Origin of the sequence: Methyloversatilis sp. RAC08, from assembly GCF_001713355.1 — a bacterium.
Lineage (GTDB): Bacteria > Pseudomonadota > Gammaproteobacteria > Burkholderiales > Rhodocyclaceae > Methyloversatilis.
In genome coordinates this window covers 3,124,988-3,139,405 of sequence record NZ_CP016448.1, presented here as the reverse complement: position 1 = coordinate 3,139,405, position 14,418 = coordinate 3,124,988, and the positions used below count along the sequence as shown (strand labels likewise).

Sequence of the window (14,418 nt, the reverse complement as noted above, 5' to 3'; positions counted from 1 at the left end):
AGATGACCCGTTTACGGCCGCGACGCCCGCCAGCTGAATGGTGACCGCGATGCGTGGCTCAGTCCTCGTCGTCGTCGATCGCCGCGTCGTCGATCGTTGCGTTACCGGCCCAGTCATCATTGTCGGCCTCGCCATCTGCCTCGGCAACCAGCGCCATTGCGTTGATCTGGGCGATCTGGTCGAGCAGGCTCGGCATCGGCGGAATGTCTTCGCCGGCTTGCAGGGCGCGGTGGGTATGGCGAAAACCGAGTGCTTCGGACGTCGGGCGCTGCATGGGCATGACAGGACTCCTTGGGCAGGCAGGGAATGACGGATGATGTCGAATACTTTTTTCATTACGACGTCCGGATTCAGGACTTGAAGGCATGTCGCACCCTGTCACGCAAGATTCATCACGGAAGTCGTCGCCGGCCCGGCCTGACGCCGATCTGTTCTGCCGGGTCATCGACAATTTCGGTGATATCGGCGTGTGCTGGCGGCTCGCGCGCTGCCTGGCACGCGACCATGGCTGGCATGTCAGGCTGTGGGTCGATGTGCTCGATGCGCTGGCGCACATCAAGCCGCACGGCGCCTCCGAGCCGCGCGTCGAGGTGCGGCCGTGGAGCGACGCCACCCCCTGCCTGCCGGCCAGCTGCGTCATCGAAGCCTTCGCCTGCGACCTGCCGCCGGCTTTCGTGATGGCCATGGCGGCGCAACATCCGCCGCCACGCTGGATCAATCTTGAGTACCTCAGTGCCGAAGCCTGGGTCGAGGGCTGCCATGGCCGGCCGTCACACGACGCCGCGAGCGGGCTGACCAAGCACTTCTTCTTTCCCGGTTTCACCGCGCGCACCGGTGGCCTGCTGCGCGAGCGCGACCTGCCGGCGCAGCGCGACGCCTGGCTGGCCGATGCTGCCGGGCAGCAGCGCGATCTGGCGCGACTCGGCATGGCGGTCGATATCGGGGCGCTGCAGCTTTCGCTGTTCGGCTACGAGAGCCCATCGATCGCGACGCTGATCGATGCACTGGCTGCGCATGCACAGCCGGTGCAGCTGTGGGTACCGGAAGGCCGGTCGCTGAGCATGGCAGGCGGTCTACTGGGTCGGCCATTGCGCGCCGGGGACGTCGTGCAGCGCGGTGCGCTTGCGCTGCACGCGCTCGCCTTCATGGACCAGGACGACTACGACCGGCTGCTCTGGCAGTGCGACATGAACATCGTTCGTGGCGAAGATTCGTTCGTGCGCGCCCAGTGGGCCGCACGGCCCATGCTGTGGCACATCTACCCGCAGGAAGAAGATGCCCACCTGACCAAGCTCGACGCCTTCCTCGATCGCCATGCCGAAGGCCTGCCCGAAGAGGTGGCGACGCGCCTGCGCGCGCTTCATCGCGGCTGGAACAGCACGACTGCGGTGCCGGTGGATGACTGGCACGCACTGCTCGGCGACCTGCCGCGACTGGCGTCGCATGCGCGTCAGCGGGCGGTCACGCTGGGCGCTCAGGACGACCTCGCGACACAGCTTGTGATGTTTAATCAACCACCTATATAATGCCGGGTTTGCCGCGGCGGGCGTTGCAACAGGGGTTGCAAAGGTTCGAGCTGTACATCGGCGGCTTTCAATCACAACCCTCCCCACAGGAACGAACCCTGCATGAAAACCGCTCAGGAACTGCGCGCCGGCAACGTCGTGAAAATCGGCAACGAAGCCATGGTCGTGCTCAAGGCCGACTACAACAAATCCGGCCGCAATTCGGCTGTCGTCAAGCTGAAGATGAAGAACCTGCTGACCGGTTCCGGCCAGGAAACTGTCTACAAGGCGGATGACAAGTTCGACGTGGTCATCCTCGAGCGGCGCGAAGTCACCTACTCGTATTTCGCCGATCCGATGTACACCTTCATGGACGGCGACTACAACCAGTACGAAGTCGACGCCGAGAACATGGGCGACGCACTGAACTACGTCGAAGACGGCATGGCCTGCGAAGTGGTGTTCTACGAAGGCCGCGCGATTTCGGTCGAACTGCCGAACTCCGTGGTGCGCGAAATCACCTACACCGAACCGGGCGTCAAGGGCGACACCTCGGGCAAGGTGCTCAAGCCGGCCAAGATCAACACCGGCTTCGAAGTTTCGGTACCCCTGTTCTGCGAAATCGGTGACAAGATCGAAATCGACACCCGAACCGGCGAATACAAGAACCGCGTGAAGTAAGCCGTTCCATCCGTGCCGTACCGGAAAGCCCCGCCGAGAGCGGGGCTTTTCTTTTGTGCACTCGAGAGCCGGGTGCCGCACACCGCCGGAGCTTCCCCTGTGGGAGCGGCGGCCTGTGGGAGCGGCGGCCTCGCCGCGATACGCACGCTGACCATCGACCATCGCTGCACTGATCGCGGCGAGGCCGCCGCTCCCACAGGGACCGCTCCCACAGGCCGCCACTCCCGCAGACCGCCGCTCCCGCAAGGGCCGCTCTCACGGGGCCACTGCAACGGATCATGCAAGCCGCGAAGTCAGGGCGGTCGGCGGGGTACACTTGCGCGATGTCCCTGCACATCGTTCTGCCCGGCCTGCTTTGGCCGCCCTCCCCGCAACAGCCAGCCGCCCTGCAATCGCTGAAGACGCCGGCGCTGTCGCGTCTGGCCGGTTGCGGCAGCATCCTGCGGCGGCCGGCGCTGGCGGCCGAATACCTGCTGGCTTCACTGTTCGGGCTCGACGAGCGGGCACCGTTCGGCGCGCTGCGCCGTGCCGGCCAGGGCGAGGCGGTAAACAGCCGGGCGTGGCTGGCGGCCGACGCCGTGCATCTGCGCTTCGCGCGCGACGCCCTGCTGCTGACCGATGCGCCAGACGTGGCGCCGGACGCCGAGGAGGCCGCCGCGCTGAGCGCGTCGTGGAATGCCCACTTCGCCAATGTGGGCTGGCTGTACATGGGCGCCGGCGGTCACGGGCATCTGGCGCTGCATGAGGCCATTTCGGTCGACACCACTCCGCCCGGTGGTGCGCTCGGGCGCAAGATCGACATGCGCCTGCCGTCCGGTCCGGACGGTGCCAGGGTACGCCAGTGGATGAACGAGACGCAGATGCTGTTTCACAGCCATCCGGTGAATGCCGCACGTGAAGAATCCGGACGCCCGGCCATCAACAGTCTGTGGTTCTGGGGCGCAGGCGTGGCAGTCGCGCGGGCGCAGGCAAGGCCGATACAGGTGTGGTCCGACAATGCGCTGGCGCGCGGCATGGCGCTGGCAGCCGGCGTGCGCACGGCGCCGCTGCCGGCCCAGGTCGGTGTGGCGCTGCTGCCGGACAATCTCGTGGTGCTCGACAGCGCGCTGGCGCCCTCGCTCTACCTCGATGCAGAAGCCTGGGCGCAGGCTGCTACCGCACTCGACACACAGTGGATCGTGCCGGCATTGGCCGCACTCAGACGCGGCGATGTGCAGACACTCACCCTGACACTGAGCGGCGACAATGGTCGCATCGATGTCACCGTGCACCGGCGCGATCTGATGAAGTTCTGGCGCCGTCCCTTCTCCGTCGTTGCGTCGCGCTGACGCGCGGCCCCTGCCACCGGAATTCCGATGACCTGCATCAAGAACCGCCCCGTCCCGCTGCGCAGCAGCGAAATGCTCGCCCAGCAGGGCGTACACCCGTTGCTGGCTCGCCTGTACGCCGCGCGTGGCGTACAGGACCGCAGCCAGATCGACTATTCGCTCAACGCGCTGCTGCCGCCGGATTCGATGCGCGGGCTGGCCGACGCGGCCGTGATGCTGGCCGACGCGATCGAAGCCGACGCCCGCCTGCTGATCGTCGCCGACTATGACTGCGATGGAGCCACCGCGTGCGCCATCGGCATCCGCGCGCTGCGCGCCATGGGTGCCAACGTAAGCTATCTGGTGCCGAACCGCTTCGAATACGGCTATGGCCTGACGCCGGAAATCGTCGATCTGGCGGCACACGCCGAACCGGACATGCTGATCACCGTCGACAACGGCATCGCCAGCGTAGAGGGCGTGGCACGCGCGAATGAGCTGGGCATGTCGGTACTGGTGACCGACCACCACCTGCCGGGCGACGAACTGCCGGCGGCCGACGTCATCGTCAATCCGAACCAGCCGGGCTGCGACTTCCCGAGCAAGGCCATCGCCGGCTGCGGCGTCATGTTCTACGTCATGCTGGCGCTGCGCGCCGAACTGCGCAGCCGCGGCGCCTTCGACGGCCGTGAGGCGCCGAATCTGGGCAATCTGCTCGATCTGGTGGCGCTCGGCACCGTGGCCGACGTAGTGAAGCTGGACCACAACAATCGCATTCTGGTCACCCAGGGCATGCAGCGCATCCGCGCCGGCAATATGGTGCCCGGGCTGCGCGCGCTGTTCGCGGCCGCCGGGCGCGAGCCATCGCAGGCGCAATCCTTCGATCTGGGCTTCGCGCTCGGGCCGCGGCTGAACGCGGCCGGACGCCTGTCGGACATGTCGCTCGGCATCGAATGCCTGATCACCGATGACTTCACGCGCGCGCTCGGTCTGGCGCAGCAGCTCGACGCGATCAACCGCGAGCGGCGCGAAATCGAACAGGGCATGCAGGAAGACGCCGAGGCGCAACTGACCGGCATCGATATCGGCGAGTCGAAGTCGCTGTCGTTGTTCCACCCGGACTGGCACCAGGGCGTCATCGGCATCGTCGCCTCGCGCATCAAGGAGCGCGCGCACCGCCCGACCATCGCCTTTGCGCGCGGCCACGAGGGTGAAATCAAGGGCTCGGGCCGCTCGATTCCCGGCCTGCACCTGCGCGACGCGCTCGATCTGGTATCCAAGCGCGACCCCGGCCTCATCATCCGCTTCGGCGGCCATGCCATGGCGGCTGGCCTGACGCTGCTCGAACACGACCTCGACCGCTTTCGAACCGCCTTCGAACGGGCGGTCGCCGACATGGTGGAACCTTCCGCGCTGACCCGCACCATAGAAACCGATGGTGCGCTGGAAGCGTCCCTGATGAACCTCAACGCGGCGACGCTGATCGAAGCTGAAACATGGGGCCAGGGTTTTCCGCCTCCGGTTTTTTCCGACCGCTTCGAAGTGCGCAACCAGCGCCTGCTGAAGGACAAGCACCTCAAGCTCGCGCTGGTGAAGGACGGCGCAAGTTTCGACGCCATCTGGTTCAACCGAGCGGAACCGCTGCCGGCCCGTGTCAACGCGGCCTACCGGCTGGACATCAACGAATATCAGGGCGTGCGCCGGATACAGCTGATGGTCGAGCACGCCGAACCGCTGTGACGGCAAGCGCCTGACCATGCACCCTGAATCTTGTCTCTGAAGTACCGTCAGCGTCCCGCTGCATCGAATCGTTATGGTGGGCACGCCGACTGATGATCGAAAGGACGAAACACATGTCACATGACCGCTACTTCCGCCGCGAAATGTCGCGCCGCGACTTCCTCTGGTTGTCCGGCATCGCCGGCGCGGCGGTGACGCTGCCTCAGCTGACCGGCTGTGCGACCGATCCGATCACCGGCCAGCAGGTCGTTGTCGGCATGTCAGAGGAAGGTGAGCTGGGCATCGACCGCCAGCACTCGCCGAAGCAGTTCTCGGCCGACTACGGCGCGGTGCAGGACAACGCCCTGAACCGCTACGTAAATGATCTCGAACTGTCGCTGGCGCGCAAGACCCACCGGCCCGAGGTGCCTTACAACGCGCGCGTGGTGAACGCCAATTACATCAACGCCTACACCTTCCCCGGCGGCAGCATGGCGGTCACGCGCGGCATCATGCTGGACATGGACAGCGAGGACGAACTGGCGGCCCTGCTCGGTCACGAGACGGGTCACGTCAATGCGCGCCACAGCGCGAAACAGGCGGGTCGCACGATGATCGCCCAGGTCGGCGCGACGGCGGTCAATGTCGCAGTGGCGATGTCCGACTACCGCGGCGCCGCACCGCTGGCCAATATCGCGACCCAGGTCGGCGCCAGTGCGCTGCTGGCCGGCTACTCGCGCAGCGACGAGCGCCAGGCCGACGCGCTGGGCCTGGAATACATGACCAAGGCCGGCTACAACCCGGACGGCATGGTGAATCTGATGGACATGCTGCGCAGCCAGAACAAGGCCAAGCCCAGTCTGCTGCAGACCATGTTCTCGTCGCATCCGATGTCCGACGAGCGTTACGCCACGGCCGAGCGCGAGGCGCAGGGCACCTACGGTTCGCTGCGCAACAGGAAGATGTCGCGCGAACGCTACATGGACAACACGGCGTCACTGCGTCGCATCGCGCCGGCCATCAAGGCGCAGCAGGACGGCGAATCGCTGATGGCGAAGAAATCGATCGAGGAAGCGGAAGGCAGTTTCGCAAAGGCGCTGAAGGTGGCACCGGACGACTACTGCGGCAATGTGCTGATGGGCAAATGCCTCATTGCGCAGAAACAGTACGACGATGCGGATCGTCACTTCGCGCGCGCAGCAGAGCTTTATCCGGGCGAAGGCCAGGCGATATACCAGCGCGGCGTGTCCAGGCTGGCGCTGAACAAGCCGCAGGAGGCACTGGCATCGTTCAATGCCTACGACCGCATCCTGCCGGGCAACCCGTCCACATTGTTCCTGAAGGGTGTGGCTTACGAAACGATGCAGGACAAGCGCAACGCCAGCCAGCACTACGCCGCCTACATCCGCAGCGGCAACAAGGACGCGCAGGCGCAGTTCGCCTTTCAGCGACTGCAGCACTGGGGTCTGGTGAAGTAAGGAAACCGTAAGGCAGAAAATATACGGTGCGCCCGCCTGCGCAGCGTCGCTGCGGTGCGCCTTGTCGTGGCCGGTAAAGCGGGGTTAGCATCCCGGCACGTCGTCTCTGTACGACACACGGCGAACATTGCACCGCACGGCATGATGCGGTCACAACAACGACGATGAGGAGAGCACCACATGTCCGAACAGAACAAACCCCAGTCAGCCCGCAGAAACTTCCTGGCCAAAGCCGCCGGCACCGCAGCCGGTACGGCGGCGGTGGCGTTCCCGAGCATTTCGGTCGCCCAGTCGCCTATCACGTTGCGCTTCCAGTCCACCTGGCCGGCGAAAGACATCTTTCACGAATTCGCGCAGGACTACGCCAAGCTGGTCAATGAAATGTCGGGTGGCCGCCTGAAGATCGACGTACTGCCCGCCGGTTCGGTGGTGAAGGCGTTCGACTTGCTGGATGCGGTCAACAAGGGCACGCTCGATGGCGGCCACGGCGTGATCGCCTACTGGTACGGCAAGAATTCCGCGCTCGCGCTGTGGGGCTCCGGTCCGGCCTTCGGCATGGACGCCAACATGCTTCTCGCGTGGCACGAGTTCGGTGGCGGCAAGGCGCTGCTGGAAGAGATCTACAAGAGTCTGAACATGGACGTCGTGTCCTACATGTATGGTCCGATGCCGACCCAGCCGCTGGGCTGGTTCAAGAAGCCGGTATCGAAGGCGGAAGACATGAAGGGCCTGAAGTTCCGCACCGTCGGTCTGTCGATCGACGTGTTCACCGACATGGGCGTGTCGGTCAATGCACTGCCCGGCGGCGAAATCGTGCCGGCGATGGACCGCGGCCTGCTCGACGCGGCCGAATTCAACAACGCGTCCAGCGACCAGGTGCTCGGCTTCCCCGACGTGGCCAAGGTGTGCATGCTGCAGAGCTTCCACCAGGCGTCGGAACAGTTCGAAATCCTGTTCAACAAGAAGCGCCTCGATGCCCTGGCACCCGACCTGCGCGCCATCATCGCGTCGGCCGTTCCGGCTGCCTCGGCCGAAATGTCCTGGAAGGCGATCGATCGCTATTCCACGGCCTACATGGAGATGCGCGACAAGCAGGGCGTGAAGTTCTACAAGACGCCGGACCCGATCCTGAAGGCGCAGCTTGCCGCGTGGGACAAGGTGACCGAGAAGAAGGCGTCGGAAAATCCGCTGTTCGCCAAGGTGCTCGAATCGCAGCGCACGTTTGCGAAGCGCGCCGCGGCCTGGCAGAACGACACCACCGTCAATTTCCGCATGGCTTACGACCACTTCTTCTCGAAGAAGGGCTGAGCCCGGTCGGTAGGTGACAGACCGGCGCTCCGGGACGGGGCGCCGGTTTTTTCATTGCAGGCATCGATGCGCGTGCCTGCCGGATCAGGAAACCGCCATGCAACAACTGCTGCTGCGCATAGATCGATTCAACACCTTGGTCGGCCACGCCTTCGCGTGGACTGTTGTGCTGCTGACACTGGTCATCACCTGGGAAGTGTTTTCCCGCTACGTGCTGAATTCGCCGCACGCCTGGGTGTTCGACGCCACCTACATGCTGTACGGCACGCTGTTCATGATGGCGGGCGCCTACACGCTGGCGGCGAGCGGCCACGTGCGCGGCGACGTGCTGTACGGCTTCTTCCGGCCGCGCACCCAGGCGACGCTGGACCTCATCCTGTACTTCGTGTTCTTCATCCCGGGCGTGCTGGCACTGTGCTGGGCCGGCTGGGACTTCGCATCCGAATCGTGGGTGATCAACGAACACTCTTCGGTGTCGGCCGACGGCCCGCCGATCTATCCGTTCAAGGCCATCATTCCGCTGGCGGGTGCCTCGCTGATGCTGCAGGGCGTGGTGGAAATCCTGCGCTGCATCATCTGCATCCGCCAGGGTGAATGGCCGTCGCGCGTGCGCGACGTGGAGGAAGTCGACGTCGAAAAGCTGCGCCACATGGTGCATGCCGATCTGCCCGAACAGGCGCCGGCCGGGAGCGCGAAATGAGGAAGGAACTGCGTTTCGGCTTCGGCCTGATGGCGATCATCATCACCGCCACGGCCATCCTGATGCCCGCGCCGTCGGAATGGACCAGCGGACACCTGGGCCTGCTGATGCTGGCACTGGTCGTCGTGGCCATCATGCTGGGCTTTCCGACCGCCTTCACGCTGATGGGCATGGGCGTCATTTTCGCCTGGCTGGCCTACCGCTCGCAGAATCCGGGCATCGCGACCCAGCAGACGCTGGACCTGATGGTGCAGCGCGCGTTTTCGGTCATGACCAACGACGTGCTGATTTCGATCCCGCTGTTCGTGTTCATGGGCTATCTGGTCGAGCGCGCCAACCTGATCGAAAAGCTGTTCAAGAGCCTGCATCTCGCGATGTCGCGCCTGCCCGGCTCGCTGGCCATCGCCACGCTGGTGACCTGCGCCATCTTCGCGACCGCCACCGGCATCGTCGGTGCGGTGGTCACGCTGATGGGCCTGCTGGCGCTGCCGGCCATGCTGCGCGCCGGTTACGACGTACGGCTATCGGCCGGCGTCATCACGGCCGGTGGCTGCCTGGGCATCCTGATTCCGCCGTCGGTCATGCTGATCGTCTATGGCGCGACGGCCGGCGTGTCGGTGGTCAAGCTGTACGCCGGCGCCTTCTTCCCCGGCCTGATGCTTGCCGGCCTTTACATCGTGTATGTGATCATCATGGCCAAGCTGCGCCCGGACTGGGCGCCGCCGTTGCCCGAGGCCGAACGCCACGTTCCGCTGCCGGCACTCGCTGCGCAGGTGGCGCGCCAGTACGGCTCGCGTGCCCTGCCCTCGCTGCTGGCTGCGTTGAAAGGCCCGCGCAACGCCGATGTGCCGATGGGCAATCTGCTCGGCCAGCTCGGACTCGCGCTGCTGCCGCTGATCGCGGTGACGGTATCGCTGTTCGCCATCCACGGCTCGATGACGGCGGTGAAGGTGATCGACGAAGTGCCGGCCGGTCTTGAATCGTTCGAAAGCAGCTATTCATCGTCATCACTGGCCGAACCGGACAGCGATGGCGGGCTGGCAGAGCCGCCGGCCGAAGGCGGACTGGGCGAACCACCGCTCGAATCGGGACTGTCCGAGCCGCCTGAGGCGGGCGTATCCGAGCCACCGCAGGAAGCAGGTCTCGCGGAACCGCCCGGAGCGGCGCCCATGGCCGCAGAAGCGCCGGCTCCGTCACTGGCCGAACCGGGTGCCGAAACGCCTGCCGCGAACGACGCCGTCGCCGCACCGACCGCCCCATCGAGCTTCTGGATTGCCTGCGCCATCTGCGCCGTGCTGCTGATTGCGTTCTACGCCATCCTCAGTTTCGAGCGGCTGGAAATCTTCAAGATGCTGCTGTCGTCCTTCTTTCCGCTGGCCGTGCTCATCCTGGCGGTGCTCGGCTCCATCGTGTTCGGACTGGCGACACCGACCGAGGCGGCGGCGATCGGCGCCTTCGGCGGCGCGCTGCTGGCGGCGGCCTACGGCCAGCTGAATTTCGGGGTCGTCAAGGAGTCGGTCTTCCTGACCGCCAAGACCTCGGCCATGGTGTGCTGGCTGTTCGTCGGCAGCGCGATCTTCTCGGCCGCGTTTGCGCTGCTGGGCGGACAGGAGCTGGTGGAGAATTTCGTGCTGTCGATGGATCTGACACCGATCCAGTTCATGATCCTCGCGCAGTGCATCATCTTCATCCTCGGCTGGCCGCTCGAATGGACCGAAATCATCGTCATCTTCATGCCGATCTTCGTGCCGCTGCTGGCGCACTTCAACATTGATCCGCTGTTCTTCGGCCTGCTGGTGGCGATCAACCTCCAGACCGCCTTCCTGTCGCCACCGGTGGCGATGTCGGCCTTCTACCTGAAGGGCGTCGCGCCGTCGCACGTGACACTGAACCAGATCTTCGCCGGCATGCTGCCCTTCATGGGCATCCAGGTGATCATGCTGATCCTGCTCTACATGTTCCCCGGCATCGGCTTGTGGCTGCCGAACTATCTGTACAACTGACGTAACCGTCACAGCACGCCGCGGAGGTGCCGATGCACCTCCGCATTCCTGCGGCGCCACGTAAAATCCGATCGATGCCTCCTGCAGAACCGAATCGCCTGCTGGTCCGCCTGCGCTGGACCGCCTTCCTGCTGCTCGCCTGTTCGTATGTGCTGGTGTTCTTCCACCGCACCGCGCCGGCCGCGATTGCCGGCGAGCTGACACGCGACTTTGCGGTCGGCCCGGCATCGCTGGGCATCCTCGCGGCCAGCTACTTCTGGATCTACACGGTGATGCAGATCCCGACCGGCGTGCTGATGGACACCCTGGGGCCACGGCGCATCGTGGCCTTCGGCGGCGTCATCGCCGGCATCGGCTCGATCATCTTCGCCCAGGCGGATTCGCTGTACGTCGCGGTGGTCGGTCGGGCACTCGTCGGCCTGGGCGTGTCCTTCCCCTTTCTCGCGCTGCTCAAGATCAACGCTGCCTGGTTTCCGGAAAGCCGCTTCGCCACGATGAGCGGGCTGACCCAGTTCATCGGCAACCTCGGCGCGGCTGTCGCTGCGACGCCGCTGGCCTTGCTGGTCGGCGTGGTGTCGTGGCGTTCGGTATTCGTGGCGCTCGGCCTGCTGTCGATGCTGCTGGCCGTGCTGACCTGGCTGCACGTGCGTGACCGGCCGGAAGACGCCGGCCTGCCGTCGCTGCGCGAACTGTCCGGCAAGCCCGCTCATGCGCCGCTGGCCGACGACTGGAAGGCCGGACTGCGGCGCGTCGCCGGCAACCGCTCGACCTGGCCCGGGCTGTTCGTCAATCTGGGCATCGCCGGCAGCTTCTTTTCGTTCGCCGGCCTGTGGTGCGTGCCCTGGCTGATGAAGGTTCAGGGCATGGATCGCGCGCTGGCGGCGCAGCACGCCACCCTGATGCTGGTCGCCTTCGCCTTCGGCGCATTGTTCATCGGACGGTTGTCCGACCGGCTGCGCCGGCGCAAGAGCGTCATGCTGGCGGTCGGCACGGTGTATCTGCTGTGCTGGCAGCCACTCACCCAGGGCATGCCGCTGACACCGCTGGCCAGCCATGCGCTGTTCGCGCTGCTCGGCATGTCGGCCGCCGCCTTCACATTGAGCTGGGCCAGCGCGAAAGAGGTGAATCCGCCGGCGCTGTCGGGCATGGCCACCAGTGTGGTCAATGTCGGTTGCTTTCTGGGCGCCGCCATTCAGCAGCCGCTGGTCGGCTGGGTGATCGAACGCGAGATCGGCGGGCCGGGCGAGCCGACCGCTGCCGCCATGGCGTCCGGCATGTCGGTATTCGTCGTCGCTGCGCTGATCGGGCTGGCCGGTGCGGCCCTGGTGACCGAAACGCGCGGCCGCAATCTGACCGAGGTGCAGGTGTGACGCTGGGCAGCAATCTGCTCGGGCTGATGGTGCAGGTCATGCTGCCGCTGTCGCTGCTGGTCGCGGCCGGCGGTTGGTGGGCGACACGCATGGGCGAAGGTCACGATGCAGGCGTGCTGCGCGCGCAGCTGAACCGGCTGGTCCTTTATCTGTTCTATCCGGCCATCCTGTTCGCGGTCGCCGCCAGCACGCCGATCAGCTTCGAACTGCTGACGGTGCCGCTGCTGGTCGGCATCGGTACGCTGGCCAATGGCGCGCTGCTCTATGTGTTGCTCTGGAAGACGCGGCTGGGCGCCGGACTTCACGACACGACGCGCGCCTCGCTGATGCTCGGCGGCATGTTCGGCAACACCTTCAACGTCGGTGCGCCGGTGCTGGAATTCTTCTTCGGCGCCGGCGCCATGCGCTACGCGATCTTCAACGACATGTTCATGACCATGCCTGTCGTATGGACGCTGGGCGTGTGGATCGCCACCCGGCTCGGCTCGCATGCGGACGGCGAGCGCCCGGACGTTCTGCGCACGGTGCTGATGATGCCGCCGATCTGGGCGTTTGCGCTCGGACTGGGCGCGCAGTACAGCGGACTTGCCTATCCGCCGCTGATCGAGGCGGCGCGCTTCATCGGCCAGGCGGCCATCCCGGTCATCATGTTCGTACTCGGCATGACCATTCCATGGCGCCGGCTGGTGCCGCGCACCGAAGTGCTGGTCGCCGCGTCGGTCAAGCTGCTGGTCGCACCGCTGCTGATCTGGGCCATCGTGCTGCTTTGGTCCGACGCTCCGACCGAAGCGCAGCGCGCCTCGCTGGTCGAATGCGCCACGCCGACCTTCATGACATCGCTGCTGCTGGCCGAGCGCTTCAAGATCGATGCTGCCGCCTCGGCGCTGCTGATCGGCTGGAGTACGCTGCTGTTCTGGCTGTCGCTGCCCTTACTGATGGCGCTCGGGCTGTTCGGCTGAAACAAGTTGCGAGCTGCGAGACCAAAGCTGAAAGCGGCTGAACATTTCCTGGCGTCGCAGCCTCCAACTTGAGTCTTGAATCTTTCATCCGACTGGATTGCGACGCCTCGCAATACCGGCGCACAGCATCAAGCCCGCAATCAGCATGGCCCACGTTTGCGGTTCGGGTACCGCGGTCACGCTGTACAGGCTGCCGGAACTGAAGGCCAGCGACTGCCCTGCCTGCACCTGGATGCCGGTCAGCGTCGCGGTGCCATAAAGATCCATTGCGCCATCCCAGATCGCGAAAGCACTCAGCGACACGATGAACGCGTACTGCAGGCCGTCCTCGAGCTGTGCCGCGAACGAAAAGTTTTCGACACCATCATCGACTCCGATGTCGAAAGTCTCCCGGCTGACCAGAAGCGGCGCGGCGCCGTCGAGCCTGTACAGCATCACGTCAAGCGCACCTTCTGCGTTGGCGTCGCCGAAAAGTGATCGGTAGTAGGTGAAGGATTTGACCGGGTCGCTGAAGCTGATCAATCCGTCCGGACCCCGCGCCACAGCATGCCGTTCAACCGCAAACTGGAATGTCGCCTCGCCTGACCCGGACGCAACGAACGGCTCGTTATAGGAGCTTTCCGCGCGCGCTCGCGACCAGGACGATCCGGTGCTGGCGTAGGTCACATTGCCACTCTGGTCGAGCAGTTCGAAATCGAATTCCGAACTGTCACGGGCAATCGCATAGGCCTTGTTCGAACCGAGGCTGGTATTCGCCCGGGCCGACGCCCACGCCGTATCAACTCTCAGCAGGGGCGAGCCGGAGACGCTGTCCTCCACGACCACGTTGGCGAGCGCAGTCGATGACTGTTCCCATTGATCCGGATAGACCTCTTCCCAGCACCAGTCGCTCGAAGCGCCGCACGGCGGCGAATCAACAACCAGTCTTTCAAGAACGATCGCGTAACGTTCCGCGCTGGACCATGAGTAGGTCCAGGCGGTCGATGTCGCAACACTACCGAATGAGAGCGTTCTGGCCGGCGATGCGGTCGCGCACAGCAACGCGCCAACCGCAGCCACAACGTGAATCAGGTGTGCCTTTCGTGTTGCATCCATGTCTGTCCTCGCGCGAATTGTCTCGTCCGACCACCCAACAGAGCAAGCAAGATAGGTGCTAGAACGATGCGGCTACCCCGGCGTTACTCGCACCCGCCCCAGCGTCGATCTGCGGCGCTTGCACGCAGCGATCTGATTAAAAAGAACTTCCTGTATGTGGATCAAGTTCCGCGCGTGCACCAAAAGCCGACCCGACCGGGGTCTTCAATCTTTCCGCCGCGCGCAAGCTTGCCGCTTCTTCATGCCCGCGCCGTGACCGTGTAAATATCTTCGACAGCGGGCGGAACATCAGG

General features: G+C 65.0%; 12 protein-coding genes. 10 read left to right on the top strand and 2 right to left on the bottom strand.

Annotated features, from left to right (window positions below):
* Window positions 1-58 precede the first annotated feature (58 nt).
* A complete protein-coding gene (locus BSY238_RS14355; protein ID WP_069039741.1) occupies window positions 59-280 on the bottom strand; it encodes a hypothetical protein in 222 nt (73 codons plus the stop codon).
* Window positions 281-365: 85 nt separating this feature from the next.
* On the opposite strand from BSY238_RS14355, the gene earP reads away from it, so the two are divergent.
* From earP to BSY238_RS14305, 10 genes are all read left to right on the top strand, one after another.
* The gene (gene earP, locus BSY238_RS14350) at window positions 366-1,526 is read left to right on the top strand and encodes an elongation factor P maturation arginine rhamnosyltransferase EarP (protein WP_069039740.1); all 1,161 of its coding nucleotides are present in this window, start codon (window positions 366-368) and stop codon (window positions 1,524-1,526) included.
* A gap of 102 nt (window positions 1,527-1,628) precedes the next feature.
* Window positions 1,629-2,186 (top strand): elongation factor P, encoded by a 558-nt coding sequence (gene efp, locus BSY238_RS14345; RefSeq protein WP_069039739.1) that lies wholly within the window; start codon window positions 1,629-1,631, stop codon window positions 2,184-2,186.
* A gap of 323 nt (window positions 2,187-2,509) precedes the next feature.
* On the top strand, window positions 2,510-3,514 hold the full coding sequence (locus BSY238_RS14340; RefSeq protein ID WP_069039738.1) for a hypothetical protein: 1,005 nt from the start codon (window positions 2,510-2,512) through the stop codon (window positions 3,512-3,514).
* Between the two features lie 27 nt (window positions 3,515-3,541).
* Entirely contained in the window at window positions 3,542-5,233 is a 1,692-nt protein-coding gene (gene recJ, locus BSY238_RS14335) for a single-stranded-DNA-specific exonuclease RecJ (RefSeq protein WP_069039737.1), read from the top strand.
* Window positions 5,234-5,346: 113 nt separating this feature from the next.
* A complete protein-coding gene (locus BSY238_RS14330) occupies window positions 5,347-6,690 on the top strand; it encodes a M48 family metalloprotease (protein ID WP_069040712.1) in 1,344 nt (447 codons plus the stop codon).
* A gap of 180 nt (window positions 6,691-6,870) precedes the next feature.
* Window positions 6,871-7,998 carry a TRAP transporter substrate-binding protein gene (locus BSY238_RS14325; protein ID WP_069039736.1) on the top strand — a complete coding sequence of 376 codons (1,128 nt, stop codon included), beginning with the start codon at window positions 6,871-6,873 and terminating at the stop codon, window positions 7,996-7,998.
* 97 nt (window positions 7,999-8,095) lie between these two features.
* Window positions 8,096-8,698 carry a TRAP transporter small permease subunit gene (locus BSY238_RS14320; protein ID WP_069039735.1) on the top strand — a complete coding sequence of 201 codons (603 nt, stop codon included), beginning with the start codon at window positions 8,096-8,098 and terminating at the stop codon, window positions 8,696-8,698.
* On the top strand, window positions 8,695-10,701 hold the full coding sequence (locus tag BSY238_RS14315) for a TRAP transporter large permease (RefSeq protein ID WP_069039734.1): 2,007 nt from the start codon (window positions 8,695-8,697) through the stop codon (window positions 10,699-10,701). The genes BSY238_RS14320 and BSY238_RS14315 overlap by 4 nt, the downstream gene beginning before the upstream one ends.
* A 74-nt stretch (window positions 10,702-10,775) precedes the next feature.
* Window positions 10,776-12,071 carry an MFS transporter gene (locus BSY238_RS14310; protein WP_069039733.1) on the top strand — a complete coding sequence of 432 codons (1,296 nt, stop codon included), beginning with the start codon at window positions 10,776-10,778 and terminating at the stop codon, window positions 12,069-12,071.
* On the top strand, window positions 12,068-13,030 hold the full coding sequence (locus tag BSY238_RS14305) for an AEC family transporter (RefSeq protein WP_223300148.1): 963 nt from the start codon (window positions 12,068-12,070) through the stop codon (window positions 13,028-13,030). The genes BSY238_RS14310 and BSY238_RS14305 overlap by 4 nt, the downstream gene beginning before the upstream one ends.
* A gap of 84 nt (window positions 13,031-13,114) precedes the next feature.
* Here the strand turns inward: BSY238_RS14305 and BSY238_RS18555 are convergent, their stop codons facing one another.
* A complete protein-coding gene (locus BSY238_RS18555) occupies window positions 13,115-14,125 on the bottom strand; it encodes a PEP-CTERM sorting domain-containing protein (protein ID WP_190295023.1) in 1,011 nt (336 codons plus the stop codon).
* Between the last annotated feature and the right edge of the window lie 293 nt (window positions 14,126-14,418).

Excerpts from the sequence above, each read along its gene's own strand:
- earP (WP_069039740.1), top strand. The coding sequence starts at position 366 with ATGTCGCACCCTGTCACGCAAGATTCATCACGGAAGTCGTCGCCGGCC.
- BSY238_RS14340 (WP_069039738.1), top strand. The coding sequence starts at position 2,510 with ATGTCCCTGCACATCGTTCTGCCCGGCCTGCTTTGGCCGCCCTCCCCG.
- BSY238_RS14330 (WP_069040712.1), top strand. The coding sequence starts at position 5,347 with ATGTCACATGACCGCTACTTCCGCCGCGAAATGTCGCGCCGCGACTTC.
- efp (WP_069039739.1), top strand. The coding sequence starts at position 1,629 with ATGAAAACCGCTCAGGAACTGCGCGCCGGCAACGTCGTGAAAATCGGC.
- BSY238_RS14320 (WP_069039735.1), top strand. The coding sequence starts at position 8,096 with ATGCAACAACTGCTGCTGCGCATAGATCGATTCAACACCTTGGTCGGC.
- BSY238_RS18555 (WP_190295023.1), bottom strand. The coding sequence starts at position 14,125 with ATGGATGCAACACGAAAGGCACACCTGATTCACGTTGTGGCTGCGGTT.
- recJ (WP_069039737.1), top strand. The coding sequence starts at position 3,542 with ATGACCTGCATCAAGAACCGCCCCGTCCCGCTGCGCAGCAGCGAAATG.
- BSY238_RS14315 (WP_069039734.1), top strand. The coding sequence starts at position 8,695 with ATGAGGAAGGAACTGCGTTTCGGCTTCGGCCTGATGGCGATCATCATC.
- BSY238_RS14325 (WP_069039736.1), top strand. The coding sequence starts at position 6,871 with ATGTCCGAACAGAACAAACCCCAGTCAGCCCGCAGAAACTTCCTGGCC.
- BSY238_RS14355 (WP_069039741.1), bottom strand. The coding sequence starts at position 280 with ATGCCCATGCAGCGCCCGACGTCCGAAGCACTCGGTTTTCGCCATACC.
- BSY238_RS14310 (WP_069039733.1), top strand. The coding sequence starts at position 10,776 with ATGCCTCCTGCAGAACCGAATCGCCTGCTGGTCCGCCTGCGCTGGACC.